Origin of the sequence: Fictibacillus nanhaiensis (assembly GCF_019801215.1) — a bacterium.
Taxonomy (GTDB): Bacteria; Bacillota; Bacilli; order Bacillales; family Fictibacillaceae; genus Fictibacillus; species Fictibacillus nanhaiensis_C.
In genome coordinates, this window is record NZ_JAHVJO010000003.1 from 233,435 (window position 1) to 250,279 (window position 16,845).

Consider the following 16,845-nt stretch of genomic DNA (forward strand, 5'->3'; position numbering starts at 1 on the left):
CACCTTCTTTAGCTAAAATTTTTGTTAAACCACTCTGCTGCATCTTCTACTTCTGCACGTGAAAGCTGATGTCCCATATGGTCCCACTTTATATGAACAGAGGCTCCAGCTTCTGTAAGTATTTTTGCAAGTTCTTCTGTTTCCTCTGGAGAACAGATCGGATCGTTTTTACCAGCACCGATAAATACTGGCAATTGCGTGATAGTAGGCAGTTCGATGCCGCGTCTTGGCACCATAGGGTGATGAAGAATTGCTCCTTTTAATGAGTTTTCGTAATGAAATAGGAGACTCCCTGCGATGTTTGCTCCATTTGAATACCCTACAGCCACAATGTTTTGACGGTCAAATGCGTATTTTTCAGCTGATTCATCCATAAAATCATATAGTTCTTTCGTGCGGAGAATTAAATCTTCTTCGTCAAACACGCCCTCAGATAGTCGTCGAAAAAAACGGGGCATTCCGTTTTCTAACACATTCCCGCGAACGCTGAGGACTGAAGAATCGGGAGAAATCATCTCTGCAAGGGTTAATAAATCTTCTTCGTTTCCTCCTGTACCATGAAGTAGGAGCAATACAGGCTTCTTTTCATCTGTTCCTTGTTTAAAAATGTGAATCATTTATTTGTCCTCCTCCAATATTCTAACCTCTGCCGGTAAAAGATGACTTTGTATTTGTTCGCGGTGTGGTTCTAACCACGGCGGCAGCAAAAGACTTTTTCCTAACTCATCTTCTGTTTCATCTCTTGTAAATCCAGGAGGGTCCGTTGCTATCTCAAAAAGAATCTGACCTTCTTCTCGAAAATAGATGGCATTAAAATACTGGCGATCGATGATTTCAGTGACTGGAAAATCATTTACTTTTACATGTTCTTGCCACTTTTCATGATCCTCATAACTTTTCGCACGCCACGCGATATGATGGACGGTTCCAACCCCGCTTACACCTCTTACTTCAGGTGATAGTTTGATGTCAATCAAATTTCCAAGATCACTATTTGCTTGAAAGCGGAGATAGTCTCCATCTTGGCCGATCTCTTTTAGTCCCATCACTTGTGTTAATACCTTTGATGTTTGATGAGGTGAGGCAGATAACAACACAGCTCCGCCAAAACCTTTAATTGCGTGTTCAGGGGTTACTTCTCCAAAAGACCACCCACTATCTTCTCCTTCATTTCTTGCAACTATCTCCAACTGAAGACCGTGTGGATCTAAAAACTCTAAGTATTCCTCTTGAAACCTGATTGTTTTCTTATATTCTACATTGTACTTTAAGAGCCTTTCTTCCCAAAACGGAAGTGCTTTCTCTGGCACAACGAATGTTGTCGTTCCCACTTGGCCTGAACCAACCCGTCCTCGATAAGCATCGGGCCAAGGAAAAAATGTCATAATGGTTCCCGGCTTTCCTCCTCCATCTCCGAAATACAGGTGATACGTTCCAGGATCATCAAAGTTCACCGTCTTCTTTACAAGCCGTAAGCCGAGTATGCCTGCATAGAAGTCCACATTCTCCTGCGGATTTCCTACAATAGCTGTAATGTGATGGATTCCATCAGTTTGCATGGTCATGTATAAAACGCCCTTTCGAGTTAATGTAATGATGTTCTGTACATCGAGTATATGATTTTATACTTACTTTTGTCAAGTAACTATATTTTATTTTAACGTGGTAATGTGGTAATTATCTTCATAACCTTATTTACTATGTACGATTGACAACACTCTTAGCCTATACCCCTAATAAAAAGATGAAAACAGCAGGAACGTGAAAGGTTCGATGTATGTGGCAATGCATTAAAAAGTCCACGTGAAATGTATATTCCACGTGGACAAAAAAGAAGTTTTTGTATTTGTTTGGGGTCAGACCCCTTTTAAAAATCGAAGTTATCTGGATCTGGACCGATGCGGCGATCTTCGTTTAATCCATCGATCTTTTGCATATCTTCTTGTGATAACTCAAAACCAAAGATATCTGCATTTTCAACAATACGGTGCTGTTTAACAGACTTAGGAATCGTCACGACACCGTTTTGAAGATCCCAGCGAAGAATAATCTGAGCAACAGATTTTCCGTGTTTCTCAGCCAATTCTACTAAAGCCGGTTCGTTAAGCAGTTCACCTTGCATCAATGGGCTCCATGCCTCCAGTTGGATTTGGTTTTCTTTACAGAAGCTAAGCAATTCTTTTTGAGCAAGACGAGGATGGTATTCTACTTGATTAACCATTGGTTTAATCTCGCAATCAGCCAAAATGTCTTCTAAGTGGTGAATGTTAAAGTTGGAAACTCCGATCGCTTTTACTTTTCCATCCTTATATAACGTTTCTAGTGCTCGCCAAGTTTCTTTATATTTGCCTTTTACTGGCCAGTGGATCAAATACAGATCAAGATAGTCAAGCCCTAACTTTTCCATACTTTCTTCAAAGGCAGCAAGTGTCGTCTCATATCCTTGATTTTTATTCCATACTTTCGTCGTGATGAACAATTCTTCACGGGGTACTCCCGATTCCTTTATAGCCTGTCCAACACCTTCTTCGTTTTTGTAGATGGCTGCTGTATCAATGCTTTTATAACCAGCTTCGATTGCCCATTTTACAGAATCGATGACTTCTTGTCCTTCTTCTACCTTAAAAACCCCTAGGCCAAACCATGGCATTTTCACACCATTTTGGAGCACAGTCGTATCTTGTAAGGTTTTAATAGCTGTCATTTTTTTATTGCCTCCTATGCTACAAACTTGTATTACTCTAAAATATATTGTCATATTCTGCTGTAGAAAGGAAACATTTCGACTTTTAGAAGGGATTTAAATCCTTCTATGGAAGTAGTATCCAACACATTATGAAAATGGGGTGTTAGTGTGAAGGACAACCTGATTCAATTTAAAGCCAAGCCCGAATCATCTAAGCCTATACATGACCAAGAATTTACCCTTATTCAGGAAATCCGCGAACTTCTTTCTGAGTTTCATTGCAACTATCCTTTAGTAACAAAAAAAGCCATCTTACTTCGCATTGATCAACTAACAGATGAACTCATCTTCAATAAACGATAATTAAAAAGAAGCTTGTCTTTGATAGACATTTAGCAGTACATCTAATTCTTGACTGCATTTTACCGTTTCATTGCTGGTTAAACCGCTACGGTCTGCTACTTCGACCAGCTTTTCTTTTTTTTCTTTTATACATTCCATGAGAAGAGAGTTATTCCATTCTTTTTTCTCCACGAAAATCGGCTCCTCTTTTGTCATTTTGTACCTCTCGACTATTATGACTTCTTTTTGGTTTCTTGAAAATAGATTCTGCAAAAGAAGAAGTAATGTTACAAATTCGGACAAATTTTTACATAGTCTATCGTCATAAAGACCTATAATCAGTCCCTTATTTTAATACTTTCCTCCCTTTTTTTGTCTTCATTTTCATGTCGCTTCTTTTCATTTTATGTTTCAATAAAGGAAGACAGATGAAGAGAAAGGTGGTTTTAGTAGATGAGAAGATTTACAAAAGAAACAAAAGAAGAATTAATCTCCAGAATCCAACTCTTTTTCCTAAAAGAACGTGGTGAGGAAATTGGAAATCTAGCTGCAGAACAATTTCTTGATTTTATTACGAATGAAACGGCTTCTTATTTCTATAACGAAGGAATTGAAGATTCAATAAAAGCACTTCAATCAAGAATGGAAAATTTAGAAGAAGATCTGTACACATTAAAGCGTCCTCATCAAAATAATAGAGCATAAAAAAGGATGGGGGCTCAGCTCCCCATCCTTTTATTGTTTCTTGTCATTATAGTAATTGACAGAGTACATGGCTCCTTCTTCTACCATCTTGTTATCATCCACATCCATCGGGTCTGGATGCCCTGCTTTATTAATCGGCAGCTGGGTACGCTCAATGTGATGCGGGCGGACTCTGCGTTTAAAATCCTTAATTTTCATTTTCGTTTTAATTCGGTTTGGTTTAAAAGAGAGCCAGACCAATGCACCTGTACCAATCCCGATAAGCGCCCAAGATTGTGTTTTAAATAACTTGTTTGTTGTTCTTATTTGGCTTGCAGTTTGCATGAATAACGCCTCCTTTGCTTAAAGTTACCCCAAATTCTTCTGATGATAACATCACATTTTCTTTTCAAATATTACATTAAGCCTAATTCTATAAAAACTAAGCATTTGTCCATACACGCTCTTTACCTAACACATATAATGTATCGAAGTCGAAGTACAAATCGTAAGGAGGAGTTTTAGAATGTATGCAAATTCACCAGTAAATGCATCAATGGCAAATGCCCCAATGTATGGTGGCGGGTACGGATATTGTGGTGGCGGAGGTTATGGTAAGAGTTTTGCGATCATCGTTGTTCTATTTATCCTTCTCATAATCGTTGGTACTACATGGGCGCACAAAGGCAAAGACTGCTAACTTTGTCATCATTAAAAAAGAGTGAGGTTTTTTAACCACACTCTTTTTTTACATATACTGTTTTGTTTTTTTCTGTAGTTGAACCGTACGAACGAGTTCTATGACCCTCGTTGCAAGCCATTGGCAAATTAAAGCATACAAGATGATTTCAAATCCGATCGTAATAGCTGTAATAAGCAAAATGCAGCTGTTAATCCAAAATAATACACGTCCTGGTTTTTTCCCAGTCCATTTTGCGATGATTAATGCCAAGATGTCCATTCCGCCTGAAGATGCACCAAAGCGAAACAGAATTCCTACTCCTATCCCAAAGAGAACAGCCCCATATATGACATCAAAAAAAAGGGCATTTGCTGGTCCGTTCACGATGGCAGTGAGCCAATCGATGGTGATTGATGTAACGGCCACACAATAGATCGTCCATAGTGCTGTTAGCCTGCCTAGTTTTTTAATTGCTAACAAGAGCAGTCCAAAATTAATGATCCATAATGTCAGAGCTAAAGGGATCTTAAAGAAAAAATCGTTTAAAATTGCGATGCCAGCAACCCCGCCCGAAGGTATGGAATGTGGAAATAAAAAAACAGCCATTGCAATGCCTTGTAAGAATGCCCCAATTGTAAACCAAACTACCTTATACAAATTAAAATCCCTACTTTTTCCTGATTCATCCTATTCTTCATCCATTTTAGACCCATCCCAATAGAATGCAAGTTTTTTTTCAACTAAATAAAACATTTGCATTAAAACCTTCAACAATTTTTGTAGATAAGCTCTCTTGCCCTTTCGTCTTCATAAGATAAAAAAAATGAGGAAAAAGAAGGCTGTGCATGATGAAAAAAAACATTCTTTTTTTTGGAGATCCGGGAATTGATGACACGCTAGCTATCATTTATGCATTGTTGCATCCAAACATTAACCTCGTCGGCATCGTTGCAGGATATGGAAATGTTACGCGTGAACAGACTGCTAAAAATACGTATTATTTACTTGATCTTGCAAATAGAAAAGACATTCCAGTCATTGGAGGCGCTATACGATCAGTCGTTGGAGAGTCAGGTATCTTTTACCCAGAAATACATGGAGAGGATGGCTTAGGACCTATTCAGCCACCAGAATCTTTTGCTAAAGACTTAAATGCGTTTGATGACATTTATAAAATTATAGACAAGTATCCCGATGTAACCATAGTCGATGTAGGACGCAATTCTTCCTTGGCTACCGCATTTACGCTTGACGATAAATCCATGGAAAAAGTAAAAGAAATTCACATCATGGGAGGAGCTTTTTTAGTTCCTGGCAATGTTACACCCGTTGCCGAAGCGAACTTTCATGGAGATCCGGTATCTACCAACATCGTTTTAGCTAGAGGCAACCATGTGACAATCGCACCACTGAATGTTACGAATTATGCTATCATCAAACCAAAAACAATCGATTTCATCGCCACTAACATGCAGCCCCCTTTTGGAGCATTAATAAAACCGATATTTGATTACTATTTTCAAGCCTATCAAAAACTGATACCTGGAATTGAAGGCACGCCTCTTCATGATGTTTTTACACTTTGGGCTTTAATGAACCCTAAGAGCGTACAAAAAGTAACGAAGCAAGTAAATGTCGTCAATGACAATGCTTCTAAAGGATTGTCTATTGCGGACTTTCGGGCAAAGCCTGTTATTCAACCCAACATAAAATTTCAAGATATTATTTTAAAGTTCAATTACAAGGCTTTTGTTGAAGACTTTACCACCACTTTGCTTAATCATTATTGAGAGAGTGACATATTCATCTAAGCAACTGCATATGTTTATTATAATTTCTTCTTACTAGAGGAATAGGGCCCTGTTCATCTCTTCTTGCAGAAATAACACATTTATGTGAAAAAAGCAGAAAGGTGGACCATTCTTTGAGCATTCAGAATTCAAGTGATATTCGAGCGATTGAACAAAAAGCAAGGCAACAACACAAGGAAGCTGATCAAGCACGATCTGCTGTACAAGATGTTCTGCTCCAAAAACTCGTCCAATCTGAGCGAAAGCCTAATAGTATAAGAAACAAAAAAGAAAACAAATAACAAAAAAAAGCAGTCAATCACGACTGCTTTTTCTCTGTGTGCCTAGTTATTTTGCAACTCAGATTACGGTAAAAGCCCCGTTCCTAAACTTCTCAAAGCCTCAATGGCATTTCGGCTATTTTCGCCTTGTGCCGATACACAGCAAATTCCATGCATCCCATTAAGCAGACTCATACTTAAATGGCTTTTTGCATTGAGTTTCAATGTATTGCATTCTAAAAAAATTTGGCAATGTTCGTATTCATTCGCTTTGTTTACCATTTCATAAATCCAAGTAGGCTTTATGCGTTCTGATACCATAAAATACGTTTTCATCTAATCTTTTCCCTCTTTTCAAACCGAGTCATAATAATCTGTACAAATAAATGGAAAGATCGTATATACCCTGTGTCATTCTTTATGGCTTATCTTCTTAATTTATGATAGGGATGAAAAAATAATGGTATGAAAAAAGCACTATATTGCAACATTAGGAATAGTACTTAAAAAAGGAGACATTTTAGAATGGCATATTACATAGCTTGTGATTATGACGAACCAGATCGGCAGAGTTATCGGGGAATCGTGATTATTGACACACTAACAAATGAAGTGGCACATCGCTTCTTTTCTGGAAATTTCGAACAAGACTTTCAAGAGTATCAGAGCTGGCTTGAGGATACAGCACCTTATTTTTATGAGGGAGAGAGCCTTGTAAACTTCATAGGTGATCTGAATGATCCTGCTTTAAATGAAAATCCAGACATGTTTCACTAAATAATGAAAACGCCAGGAATGAGTCATAATTCCTCGCGTTTTTTTAGTTTAATCCTTATTTGAACTATCAAAGATTCGAATCGTATTTCCGGTTTCGTCTTGATAAATGGCATACCTTCCGGGTGGTATCGTACAAGGAGTTTTCACAAAGTTCAGCTTGGATTGATTGTCTTCATAAAATTGATCTACACTGTCAACAACAAACACACCGCCTGGACCAAGTTCGAGTTCATCTTCCTCAATCATCAGCTGTACATCACAATCAGGCATGGATAGTCCAAGTACTTGATTTCCTTCTCTCCAAGCCTCTTTCATGCCAAGTCCCTCATAATATTGTTGAGATTTCAGCAAATCTTTTACTGGGTGAAACAAAAATGCTAGCTTCATTAAAGAACCCCCTTTGTTTGCCTCGTAAAAAATGAAAACACGTTGAGTGTATTCTCTTTCGTTCTTATTATGTATACGTAACTTCCATATTTTATGTATGATTTCCTGCTGTTCTTCTCCTGAAAAATTCAGTAAAAAAGCAAGAGACTGACAAAAAAAGATCACTTTACGTGTTCTCTTCAATCAGTCTCTTCTACATTAATAAGGGTATGGAGGGTATGGTGGATAAATGGGATATGGTTTCGGTGCTATTGCAAAACCTACGATCGTCCCAAGTGTTAAACCAACAAGAGCAGGTACAATAAAGCGGCCACTCTCATCAACTTCCGAACTATATGGCAAAATATATGCCTTTTCATTGTCTACATGCTTAAGGATACCGTGATACCTTGTACCGCAATCGCAAGTGATAAGAACACTTCTGCCAACATAGCGGCGACACAGATGATACATGTGGTAAGACAAAGGGCAAACCTCCTTGCTTGTTTTTGCCTTTCTCTACACCATATGTCCAATCTTTTATTTTGACAGAGACATGTGTCCTTATTCTATTATTTTTCTTCAGACGGCTTTAACACAAGATGTTTACGATTCTTGTTATCTTTTGTATAAAGCTCTGTAACATGATACTTGCCTGTTGCCCAATCAGTTGTTTGATCGTCATACCATGGGCTCATTACATGTCCAGATTGTCCAGGTCCTACAACGTGATACGCTTTTGTCGTGTCCTCCATATCAATAACCATTCTCCAAGCACCACCATGTGTAACGTTTCCGGTCTCTCTGTTCCAGCCTGCTACACCAACTGTAACTCTGCTTCCACCCATTTTCTCCGTCTTCGGATTAAATAGCAGATTTAGTGGCTGAATAGCCGACAATGGATGCTCAAACGTTAATTGGTGGAAGTTCCCCCACTGCCAATCAGAAATGTCTTTTCCATATTGATCAGAAAGTTCATCTATCATGTTAGAAAATGCTTGATTCGTAACTTTTTTTAGACCTCCGTGCTGCTTCATCCAAGGTCCAGGGTCCTTCGCATATGCACTTCGGATTAATTCATCTACTACTTGCTCACGTCCGTCAAACATCTTCATCATGTCATCACTTATCTCATCCTTGAACAACACATCACTAAATGCTTCCATCCATTTATGAAAAATGAGAGGAGCTGCACTATCTTTGCTGTCTTTTTTGTTCCACTTCCTCAAAACCGATATAATCTCTTTTTGCCCTTCGTTTAGTGGATCGTTCATCACCTGCTCTAAAAGAATGGGAAGCATCTCTTCAGCTTGTTTGTTCGTTTGATCAAACTGCAAAGCTTGCATATCATTAACGGATAGTTTCTGATTGCCAGAGAGGACTTCAACGATTCTTTTTTGTCTGTAAGGCTGAGCGAACGTATCAGTTATGTGGTACGGATAACTGTCCGTTGTCACTTTATTATTAGCTGTTGCAATAAAGCCTTTATCCGGATTTACCGTGATAGGCAATTCTCCCCACGGAATGTAGCCTTTCCATTCATATTCATCTGTCCATCCGGGAACAGGTAATGACGTATATTCCTTGTTCCGAATAGGAATTAACCCATTCGCTTTATAGGCGATTGTTCCATCTGTACTTGCAAACACAAAATTTTGTGCAGGAGTGTGAAAGGATTCCAGCGCTTTTTCAAATTCCTCCCAGTTTTTGGATCGATTCATCTGAATAACAGCTTCCAATTCTCTTGAAGGTTGGAGCGCAGTCCATCTTAAAGCCAATGCTGTACCTGGTTGATCGTGATGAGCAAATTCAGAAATAATCGGTCCGTGCCTTGTAATCACTACTTCATGTTCTACGTTAGGCTTGTCTTTCACTTTAATAACTTCGTTTATAACGTCTGCCTTTTCCCAATTTGCTAAATACTGAAATTCATAGGGATTATTAGGATTTCTCTTTTCTGCATACAATTCTTGCACATCAGGTCCAACATTCGTGACTCCCCAAGCAATAGAATCATTGTGGCCGACAATAATCCCAGGTATCCCGGCAAAAATCACTCCGCTTACTTCATAATCTGGCCCTGTCAAATGAGTTTGATACCAGATAGAGGGCGTACCCAGCTGCAGATGAGGGTCATTTGCCAGCATCGGTTTCCCTGACTTTGTTTTACTTCCAGATACAACCCAGTTGTTGCTTCCATTCTCAAAGTTTGGGATCACTGCATCAGCAAAGCTTTTTTCAAAATCAAGCCCGCTCTGTTTCAAGTCTTCTAAAATCGCTGGAGCATCTGCCGGATAACCCGGAAAAAGATCAAGCGCTTTTTCTTTCTGGAATTTTTCCATTAAGTAATAACGAAATGCTTGACCTTCCCAATGTCCTCCTAGATCAAACGCCATATACTTTCCAATAACAAGAGAATCTACAGGCGTCCATGGTTCGGGTTTGTATCCGACTAGTAAAAATTCGATAGGTAATGTATTCTCTTTTTTCGCCTTAGAAATATAGGCGTTCACACCATCAGCATACCACTCTAGATATTGTTTAGATTCAGACGAATATTCATGATAGGAAGCTTCGGCCGCTCTTCGTAAACCAAGAGTTCGGAAAAAACGATCGCGCTTCAGTGTTTTTTCACCAATCACTTCACTCAGCATCCCTGATGCCTGTCTTCGGCTTAAGTCCATCTGAAACATACGGTCCTGTGCGGTAACATATCCTTGAGCCATAAACAGATCCTTCATCGTTTCGGCCTTTATATGGGGGACACCGTTTTGGTCTCTAAATACATCTACCCTCCCGTTCAAACCTTTTAAAGCAACTGTACCATTTACTTGCGGCAAGCTTTTTTGCAATAAAAAATAGGCAGTCCCTGCTGCAGCTGTCAACATAACAACAAGACCAACCACTACAATGATCAAACTCCTTTTCCACGTTACTCTTTTTCTGGTATTCTTTTTTTGAAGTGCACGTTCCATTCCTGACCCTCCCGCCCGACAATCTACCTAATAACCTTCTATATTGTTCTCAAATTCCCTGTGGCAAAAGTCAGAAGCGTACAAATTTATGCTAATCCCCCTACTATCTGCCTGTTTTTCTACCCAAACAGACATTTTTTTAAAACAAATATCGAATTTATCAACAAACAGATCAAATGCCAGAAATTAAAAGGGAGAGATGAAAATGGCTAAATTTCTTGTTCACTTCGAACTCAGCCATGGCCAGGAGCAAGTTACGCAAGGAAATATTGTCATAGTTGACTTAGTTCCTGAAAAAAAGAATCTCCATGAAGAAGTAACTACTATCATTGCAGAACAATTCAATTGCCCTCCATCACTTATTTCTATTACACAAATTAAGATGAATATATAAAAAAAAGAGGTGCTTCTCATATAAGAAGCACCTCTCTATGTATAGGGGACTTTATTATCTCACAATCAAGAATTGAAATTGAAGTTCCATATGTCATACAACGGTAGCCCTACATCTATTCCTTTAATCGGAAATTTTTCTATCCTGATCTTGCGATATCAAACTTTTGACACACTAGAAAAGAGAACCAATTATACCCTCTATCTCTTGCTCTGACATCTTACCTAAAATTCCAGGCGTGTTAGCAAAATATGTGACGGCCTCTTCCTTTGTAAGCCCAACCTGACTCAGTCCTTTTGCAATCGTTGTTAAATAGGCAATCGGAGGAGAATTAAGCTGTTGTTCATTCAAATCCAGATTACATGTAAACGTTACCATTGGATACCCTTCTTCTTCTCCAAGATAAACCATCCTGCTGTACCATCCCTTGCCAAAATGGATGTATCCCTTTTGAATGACTTCTTCAAGATCTGCTTCAATCTCATCACAGCTGTTTTCTTGAGCTGTAACATCTAAAAATTGTTCAACCGTAATTAAGTATTTGCGGCCATACGTTTTATATCTTTCGTTTTTTTCGTGTCCGATAAACGCAACCCCGCCGTTACCCCACTTCGTACGCTCTCCTGCAAAATAAAGAGGATATGACAGGGTGGTCTTTCCATTTTTTAAAGGCATAGCCGGATTTCTGCAGCCTCTTTCTCGTTGAGAAGATCCTTCAGGCTGGTCACCTAAAATGTAGCATAAAAACCGATGCTCCATAAGGTTTGACCCATAGCTAACATACCAGACATAAGACGTATCCAAGCGTTATTCCTCCTCCAAAAATTTTTCTTCGATAATTGTCATGAAGCTCACCGTTTTTTTATACATTGAAATACACAAACGAGGGGGATTGAAAATAATGGCTAGAAGATGGCTACTCTTTTTGCTCGGCACCTTTACTTTCCTTCTGACGATGCTTGTTTCGTCTCCAGTTTCATAAAAGAACACCTTTTTATATTGTGTATTTTGTAGGTATTTATTACCAGTTTCCGTTACTTTGAAGATACAAACAATAAATCCCGAATAAATATATTGGTAAAATAAACCTATTGACCTAATTGAAATCTTAAGAAATAGTAATTACGATTCTTGTTTCATTTCCTTTTTCGGGATAAAATGGAAAACATACAATACTTTTCCTTCTCTTTTTCTAGTACGAGTCTTGCTTTTAAATCTGATAAGGAGGGATTGGGGATGACAGTATTTGAAGCAATGTCACTAATGATCGGTTTTTCAATGCTTATTCTTACCATAATCCGCTCCAAAGACAACTCCTAAAGAAGAGAGAGAGTTTCTTAACTTACCCATACTGCCATGCCGGCGCATGGCTCATTTTTTCGTGAAAATGCTTTATGTATTACTCTGTCCCTTCTATCCATTGTAAAACAAAAACCTTGCTGGAGATACTCCAAGCAAGGTTTTTTAGTTTTACGCTTTTTTCACAACAATATGCCCTTCAACTACATTTACTGTGAGTTTTTCTACATTTTCTTCATCCAATAATACATCTGCAATCTTGTCTTCAATGTGCTCTTGGATGATACGACGCAGAGGGCGTGCTCCGAATGATGGATGATAGCCCAGTTTCGCTAATTTTTGTTTTGCAGCAGGTGTAACGTTTATCTTGATGTTCTGTTCTTGTAACTGCTCTGAAAGTTCCTGCAGCATAAGATTAACGATTTTCACAAGATGTTCTTCTTTCAATGATTGGAACTGTACGATGCTGTCAAATCGGTTAAGGAACTCAGGTTTAAAGTATCCGCCTAGTGAGTCAAGAATGTTTGTTTCTTTCACAACGTCTTCTGTATTGAAGCCTAATTTCTTCGTTTGTTTTACAGAAGAACCCGCATTACTTGTCATAATAATTACAGTATCCTTGAAGCTTACCGTACGTCCTTGGCTATCTGTTAATCTTCCATCTTCCATGATTTGAAGGAACATGTGCTGTACATCTGGATGCGCTTTTTCAATCTCATCCAGCAATAAAATGCTGTATGGTTTGCGACGTATTTGTTCTGTTAATTGTCCAGCTTCTTCATGCCCAACATATCCTGGAGGTGAACCGATTAATTTAGATACAGCGTGTTTCTCCATATATTCACTCATGTCTAAACGAATCATGCTGTCTTCGTCACCGAAAAGTTCTTTTGCAAGGGTCTTTGTTAATTCGGTTTTTCCTACACCTGTTGGTCCAACAAACAAGAATGATCCTATCGGACGTTTCTTCGCTTTTAAGCCAGCACGGCTTCTGCGAATCGCTTTAGCAACTTTCTCAACTGCCTCATCTTGTCCGATGACTTGCGAAGCAAGTTTCGCAGCAAGCTCTTTCATTTTAGATTGTTCATCACTTTGCAGCTTACGAACCGGTATCCCCGTTTTGTGTTCTACAATCTTTTGAATGTCCTCTACTTGGACAATCGCTGCTTTCTTATCCTCTTCCTGGTTTTTCAGCTTTTCTTCGAGCACTAATTCTTCTTGACGAAGTTTTGCTGCAAGCTCGTAATTTTCATCAGTTGCCGCTTTCTCTTTTTCTTTTACAAGTTGTTCTAATCGTTCTTCAACAGAAGACTTTTCAATCGTGATGTGCTGAAGATTGCTCTTGGAACCGGCTTCATCCATTAAATCTATTGCTTTATCCGGAAGGAAACGATCTTGAATGTAGCGATGCGATAATTGAACACACGCTTTCAATGCCTCTTCCGTAAATTTAACTTGATGAAAGTCTTCATAGCGAGAAGCAAGTCCTTTAAGGATCTCATATGCTTCATCAGTAGTAGGTTCATTTACAATGATTGGCTGGAAGCGTCGTTCAAGCGCTGCATCTTTTTCAATCTGACGGTATTCCTTGAGCGTTGTAGCTCCCACCATCTGCAGTTCACCACGAGCAAGTGCAGGCTTTAAGATGTTTCCTGCATCCATAGACCCTTCAGCAGATCCGGCTCCAACGATCTGATGAACTTCATCTACGAACAAGATAACGTTCTTACGTTTTTGCAGTTCGGCAATAAGCTGTTTCATTCGTTCTTCAAATTGGCCTCTTACACCAGTATCTGCAACAAGAGAAGCGACATCGAGCAAGTACACTTCTTTGTTTAACAATTTTGCGGGAACATTGCCATCAATAATATGTGTTGCAAGTCCTTCTGCAATAGCCGTTTTACCAACACCAGGTTCTCCGATTAATACCGGGTTATTTTTTGTGCGGCGGTTCAAGATCTCAATGACACGCCTTACTTCTTTATCCCTGCCGATAACCGGATCGATAATCCCTGCTTTAGCCGCGTCAGTTAAGTTACGGCCGAATTTATCTAAAAAGCCTCCGCCTCGTTTTCCTTTTTGAGTTTGTTGCTGCTCCTGATGACTGTTATTGTCAGTAAATGCCTGACCATTCATCATTTGCTGAAAGATATCATCGAAAGAAGAAAAGTTCATGTTCATTCCTCCTCCAGTATTCATCTCTTGTTTTACTTTATGGTAACAATCAGAGCAAAGCACGAATTGTTTCTTTTCTTTATTCATCGAAATACTCATTTGGATCGTAGCAGGATTAACTTCACATTGTTCACAACGCATAATTGTAACCCCCTATTTCGAATTTTTTTGGTATGAGATGGGAAAAAGTTAGACTTTGACTATCTTTGACCAATCACCTTTAATCATATTATACTTTGACCTTTTTTGACTTTCAAGTATTTTGTTTTGTCCTTGCAAAAACAACAAAAGAGATGAGCTCTTAACTCATCTCTTCCCTAAATCAGTTCCAATTAAAAGTAATTTTTTGACGATGATCTTCTGATTCCCCTTTTGGAGTCAGCCAAACCTCTAATTCATACGTACCAGGTTCTAAATCTTTCACTAGAATATCCTGCTTAAATGTATCTCCCTGCCTTAACTTCAATGAAGATAACACTTGCATGAACATATGATTCTTTGAATATTGATAAACGATCTTACCATTTTTATCCTTGATTACATAATCAAACTTTTGGCTTGTAGAAAATTGATAAACTTTTTCTTTTTCTGTTTGATTCTTTAGTACATAACGAAACAGAATCCCTTTATCACTCTGTGGTTCCAGTTCTTTCAGCGATGATTCGATACTGCCTGCCACTATTCCGTTCTGACCTTCTTCTGGCCGCTTTTTCTCTTCCTCTTGTTTCCCGTCACCCATTACCGGTTCTTCTCTCCCCTCGGATTGGTTTGAGCTGTTTTCCTTCCCACAGCCCGATATGGCTATCGTGATACATATTGTTAAAAGTATAACATGTATAACCTTGATCCGTTTTGGCACTTTTATCACCTCATTGTTAGTTTGGGCATTTATGCGGATTTTCATGTTAAAAAAGGATTTTTGATGGTGAATATGTAAAATAGAACTATACGATCAATGGGAGCGTGATTTCTTGAATACTTTACATACTGATCTATTACTTGAAATGAAAAAACGCACATCCGAAAAACGGGCTACTCAAAATACAACCATCCTTCAGCAGCATAGCTGTGATGAATCTTATCACACTCCAGTCTTGCCTGATGTCGTTGTTTATCCTTCCTCAGCAGAAGAAATCTCTTCTATACTGTCATTCGCAACAGAACATCAAATTCCTGTCGTACCTTTTGGGGCAGGGTCAAGTCTTGAAGGGCACTGCATCCCCGTAAGAGGAGGCATCTCTCTAAATTTTCAAGAAATGAATCACATCTTGGAGATCCGTGCGGATGATTTTTTAGTAAAAGTACAACCTGGTGTAACACGGACACAATTGAATCTTGCATTAAAAAAGTACGGATTGTTCTTTCCCGTTGATCCTGGGGCAGATGCAACAATCGGCGGAATGGCAGCTACAAATGCGAGTGGAACAACAAGTGTTAAATACGGGATCATGCGGGATCAAGTAAGAAACCTGCAAGTTGTTTTAGCAGATGGAACTATCATTCAAACTGGTGGATTAGCTGCTAAATCCTCAGCAGGCTACCACCTGACGAGTCTGTTTGTAGGTTCAGAAGGAACGCTTGGCGTGTTTACTGAAATCACATTAAAAGTGTACGGCATTCCAGAATCACTGCTAGCTGCACGGTGTACATTCCCTACGGTTCAATCAGCTGTTCATGCAGCATCAGCTGTACTAAGTTCTGGTACAGGAATCGCCCGGTTAGAGCTTGTAGATGAACGTTCTATCGTTCAAGTGAATAAAAATAGCGATACTTCCTATACAGAATTGCCTACTCTTTTCTTGGAGTTCCATGGAAACCCGGCTAGTGTTACGTATGAGGCTTCCTTAACTCAAGAACTGCTTGAAAGTTACGGAGGGTTGGAATGGGTGGAAGAACGAGATTCTAAAGCACGAGCAAAGCTATGGGAAGCACGACACCATTTAGCTTATGCATTTAAGCATGGATACCCTGGTAAGTCGATGATGTTTACCGATGTTTGCCTCCCTTTATCCGAGCTATCAGGTGCAATCGTACATGCAAGAGAAACAATGGATGCCCTGGGAGTACCTGGCGCTGTCTTAGGCCATGTGGGTGACGGAAATTTCCATGCCATACTCATGTACGACCCCTCAATTGATGCTGAAAAGGAAAAGGCAGACATCGTAAACGCAAGCATTGTTGAGTACGCTCTAAAAAAAGGCGGTACTTGTACAGGAGAACATGGCATCGGAATAGGTAAAGCTAAATATTTGGCGAGTGAGCATGCGGACACACTTCCGATTATGGCAGGAATAAAAAAACAATTAGATCCAAATGGTATTTTGAATCCAGGTAAAATCATACTATAGTATGGAAACGAAAGGCTTGTTAGGGTCGTATCAATCGTCAAACATT

22 protein-coding genes are annotated in these 16,845 nt (G+C 39.1%); 9 read left to right on the forward strand and 13 right to left on the reverse strand.

The window, feature by feature from the left end:
- Nucleotides 1-8 precede the first annotated feature (8 nt).
- The 3 genes from KUV80_RS14175 to KUV80_RS14185 form a co-directional block, all read right to left on the reverse strand.
- The gene (locus tag KUV80_RS14175; protein ID WP_222463394.1) at nucleotides 9-617 is read right to left on the reverse strand and encodes an alpha/beta hydrolase; all 609 of its coding nucleotides are present in this window, start codon (nucleotides 615-617) and stop codon (nucleotides 9-11) included.
- Complete coding sequence (locus KUV80_RS14180) at nucleotides 618-1,565, reverse strand: ring-cleaving dioxygenase (RefSeq protein WP_222463395.1); 948 nt, start codon at nucleotides 1,563-1,565, stop codon at nucleotides 618-620. It abuts the gene before it with no gap.
- Between the two features lie 302 nt (nucleotides 1,566-1,867).
- Nucleotides 1,868-2,704, reverse strand: coding sequence for an aldo/keto reductase (locus KUV80_RS14185; protein ID WP_222463396.1), 837 nt, complete (start codon nucleotides 2,702-2,704; stop codon nucleotides 1,868-1,870).
- Nucleotides 2,705-2,854: 150 nt separating this feature from the next.
- On the opposite strand from KUV80_RS14185, the gene KUV80_RS14190 reads away from it, so the two are divergent.
- On the forward strand, nucleotides 2,855-3,049 hold the full coding sequence (locus KUV80_RS14190) for a hypothetical protein (RefSeq protein ID WP_222463397.1): 195 nt from the start codon (nucleotides 2,855-2,857) through the stop codon (nucleotides 3,047-3,049).
- On the opposite strand, the gene KUV80_RS14195 is transcribed toward KUV80_RS14190, so the two are convergent.
- Nucleotides 3,050-3,244, reverse strand: coding sequence for an aspartyl-phosphate phosphatase Spo0E family protein (locus tag KUV80_RS14195; protein WP_222463398.1), 195 nt, complete (start codon nucleotides 3,242-3,244; stop codon nucleotides 3,050-3,052).
- A gap of 237 nt (nucleotides 3,245-3,481) precedes the next feature.
- Here KUV80_RS14195 and KUV80_RS14200 point away from each other — a divergent pair, with 237 nt between their 5' ends.
- Nucleotides 3,482-3,733, forward strand: a complete 252-nt coding sequence (locus tag KUV80_RS14200; RefSeq protein ID WP_222463399.1) for a DUF2164 domain-containing protein — start codon at nucleotides 3,482-3,484, stop codon at nucleotides 3,731-3,733.
- Between the two features lie 30 nt (nucleotides 3,734-3,763).
- Here KUV80_RS14200 and KUV80_RS14205 read toward each other — a convergent pair whose 3' ends face one another.
- On the reverse strand, nucleotides 3,764-4,057 hold the full coding sequence (locus KUV80_RS14205) for a hypothetical protein (protein ID WP_222463693.1): 294 nt from the start codon (nucleotides 4,055-4,057) through the stop codon (nucleotides 3,764-3,766).
- A gap of 181 nt (nucleotides 4,058-4,238) precedes the next feature.
- On the opposite strand from KUV80_RS14205, the gene KUV80_RS14210 reads away from it, so the two are divergent.
- A complete protein-coding gene (locus tag KUV80_RS14210) occupies nucleotides 4,239-4,412 on the forward strand; it encodes a YjcZ family sporulation protein (RefSeq protein ID WP_425308885.1) in 174 nt (57 codons plus the stop codon).
- A 48-nt stretch (nucleotides 4,413-4,460) separates the two neighbouring features.
- Here KUV80_RS14210 and KUV80_RS14215 read toward each other — a convergent pair whose 3' ends face one another.
- Nucleotides 4,461-5,051 (reverse strand): YitT family protein, encoded by a 591-nt coding sequence (locus KUV80_RS14215; RefSeq protein ID WP_246625229.1) that lies wholly within the window; start codon nucleotides 5,049-5,051, stop codon nucleotides 4,461-4,463.
- A gap of 191 nt (nucleotides 5,052-5,242) precedes the next feature.
- Between KUV80_RS14215 and KUV80_RS14220 the strand changes: the two genes are divergently transcribed.
- Together KUV80_RS14220 and KUV80_RS14225 are read left to right on the forward strand one after the other, a co-directional pair.
- Nucleotides 5,243-6,184, forward strand: coding sequence for a nucleoside hydrolase (locus tag KUV80_RS14220; protein WP_246625230.1), 942 nt, complete (start codon nucleotides 5,243-5,245; stop codon nucleotides 6,182-6,184).
- Between the two features lie 134 nt (nucleotides 6,185-6,318).
- Complete coding sequence (locus KUV80_RS14225; RefSeq protein ID WP_222463401.1) at nucleotides 6,319-6,486, forward strand: hypothetical protein; 168 nt, start codon at nucleotides 6,319-6,321, stop codon at nucleotides 6,484-6,486.
- A 63-nt stretch (nucleotides 6,487-6,549) separates the two neighbouring features.
- Here the strand turns inward: KUV80_RS14225 and KUV80_RS14230 are convergent, their stop codons facing one another.
- Nucleotides 6,550-6,801 carry an HPr family phosphocarrier protein gene (locus KUV80_RS14230; RefSeq protein ID WP_222463402.1) on the reverse strand — a complete coding sequence of 84 codons (252 nt, stop codon included), beginning with the start codon at nucleotides 6,799-6,801 and terminating at the stop codon, nucleotides 6,550-6,552.
- 189 nt (nucleotides 6,802-6,990) lie between these two features.
- Here KUV80_RS14230 and KUV80_RS14235 point away from each other — a divergent pair, with 189 nt between their 5' ends.
- Nucleotides 6,991-7,242, forward strand: coding sequence for a hypothetical protein (locus KUV80_RS14235; protein ID WP_222463403.1), 252 nt, complete (start codon nucleotides 6,991-6,993; stop codon nucleotides 7,240-7,242).
- A gap of 48 nt (nucleotides 7,243-7,290) precedes the next feature.
- Here KUV80_RS14235 and KUV80_RS14240 read toward each other — a convergent pair whose 3' ends face one another.
- The 3 genes from KUV80_RS14240 to KUV80_RS14250 form a co-directional block, all read right to left on the reverse strand.
- The gene (locus KUV80_RS14240; protein WP_222463404.1) at nucleotides 7,291-7,629 is read right to left on the reverse strand and encodes a VOC family protein; all 339 of its coding nucleotides are present in this window, start codon (nucleotides 7,627-7,629) and stop codon (nucleotides 7,291-7,293) included.
- Nucleotides 7,630-7,827: 198 nt separating this feature from the next.
- Entirely contained in the window at nucleotides 7,828-8,094 is a 267-nt protein-coding gene (locus tag KUV80_RS14245; protein ID WP_222463694.1) for a hypothetical protein, read from the reverse strand.
- Nucleotides 8,095-8,180: 86 nt separating this feature from the next.
- Entirely contained in the window at nucleotides 8,181-10,583 is a 2,403-nt protein-coding gene (locus KUV80_RS14250) for a penicillin acylase family protein (protein ID WP_222463405.1), read from the reverse strand.
- Nucleotides 10,584-10,788: 205 nt separating this feature from the next.
- On the opposite strand from KUV80_RS14250, the gene KUV80_RS14255 reads away from it, so the two are divergent.
- The gene (locus KUV80_RS14255) at nucleotides 10,789-10,977 is read left to right on the forward strand and encodes a hypothetical protein (protein WP_222463406.1); all 189 of its coding nucleotides are present in this window, start codon (nucleotides 10,789-10,791) and stop codon (nucleotides 10,975-10,977) included.
- Nucleotides 10,978-11,151: 174 nt separating this feature from the next.
- Here KUV80_RS14255 and KUV80_RS14260 read toward each other — a convergent pair whose 3' ends face one another.
- Nucleotides 11,152-11,781 carry a hypothetical protein gene (locus KUV80_RS14260; protein ID WP_222463407.1) on the reverse strand — a complete coding sequence of 210 codons (630 nt, stop codon included), beginning with the start codon at nucleotides 11,779-11,781 and terminating at the stop codon, nucleotides 11,152-11,154.
- A 432-nt stretch (nucleotides 11,782-12,213) separates the two neighbouring features.
- Here KUV80_RS14260 and KUV80_RS18910 point away from each other — a divergent pair, with 432 nt between their 5' ends.
- Nucleotides 12,214-12,297: a putative holin-like toxin gene (locus tag KUV80_RS18910; RefSeq protein WP_425308989.1), complete on the forward strand. Its 84-nt coding sequence runs from the start codon at nucleotides 12,214-12,216 to the stop codon at nucleotides 12,295-12,297.
- A 150-nt stretch (nucleotides 12,298-12,447) separates the two neighbouring features.
- Here KUV80_RS18910 and KUV80_RS14270 read toward each other — a convergent pair whose 3' ends face one another.
- Entirely contained in the window at nucleotides 12,448-14,592 is a 2,145-nt protein-coding gene (locus tag KUV80_RS14270; protein WP_222463409.1) for an ATP-dependent Clp protease ATP-binding subunit, read from the reverse strand.
- Between the two features lie 181 nt (nucleotides 14,593-14,773).
- Complete coding sequence (locus KUV80_RS14275; RefSeq protein WP_222463410.1) at nucleotides 14,774-15,310, reverse strand: BsuPI-related putative proteinase inhibitor; 537 nt, start codon at nucleotides 15,308-15,310, stop codon at nucleotides 14,774-14,776.
- Between the two features lie 145 nt (nucleotides 15,311-15,455).
- Here KUV80_RS14275 and KUV80_RS14280 point away from each other — a divergent pair, with 145 nt between their 5' ends.
- Nucleotides 15,456-16,799: an FAD-binding oxidoreductase gene (locus KUV80_RS14280; RefSeq protein ID WP_222463674.1), complete on the forward strand. Its 1,344-nt coding sequence runs from the start codon at nucleotides 15,456-15,458 to the stop codon at nucleotides 16,797-16,799.
- The last annotated feature ends 46 nt before the right edge of the window (nucleotides 16,800-16,845 follow it).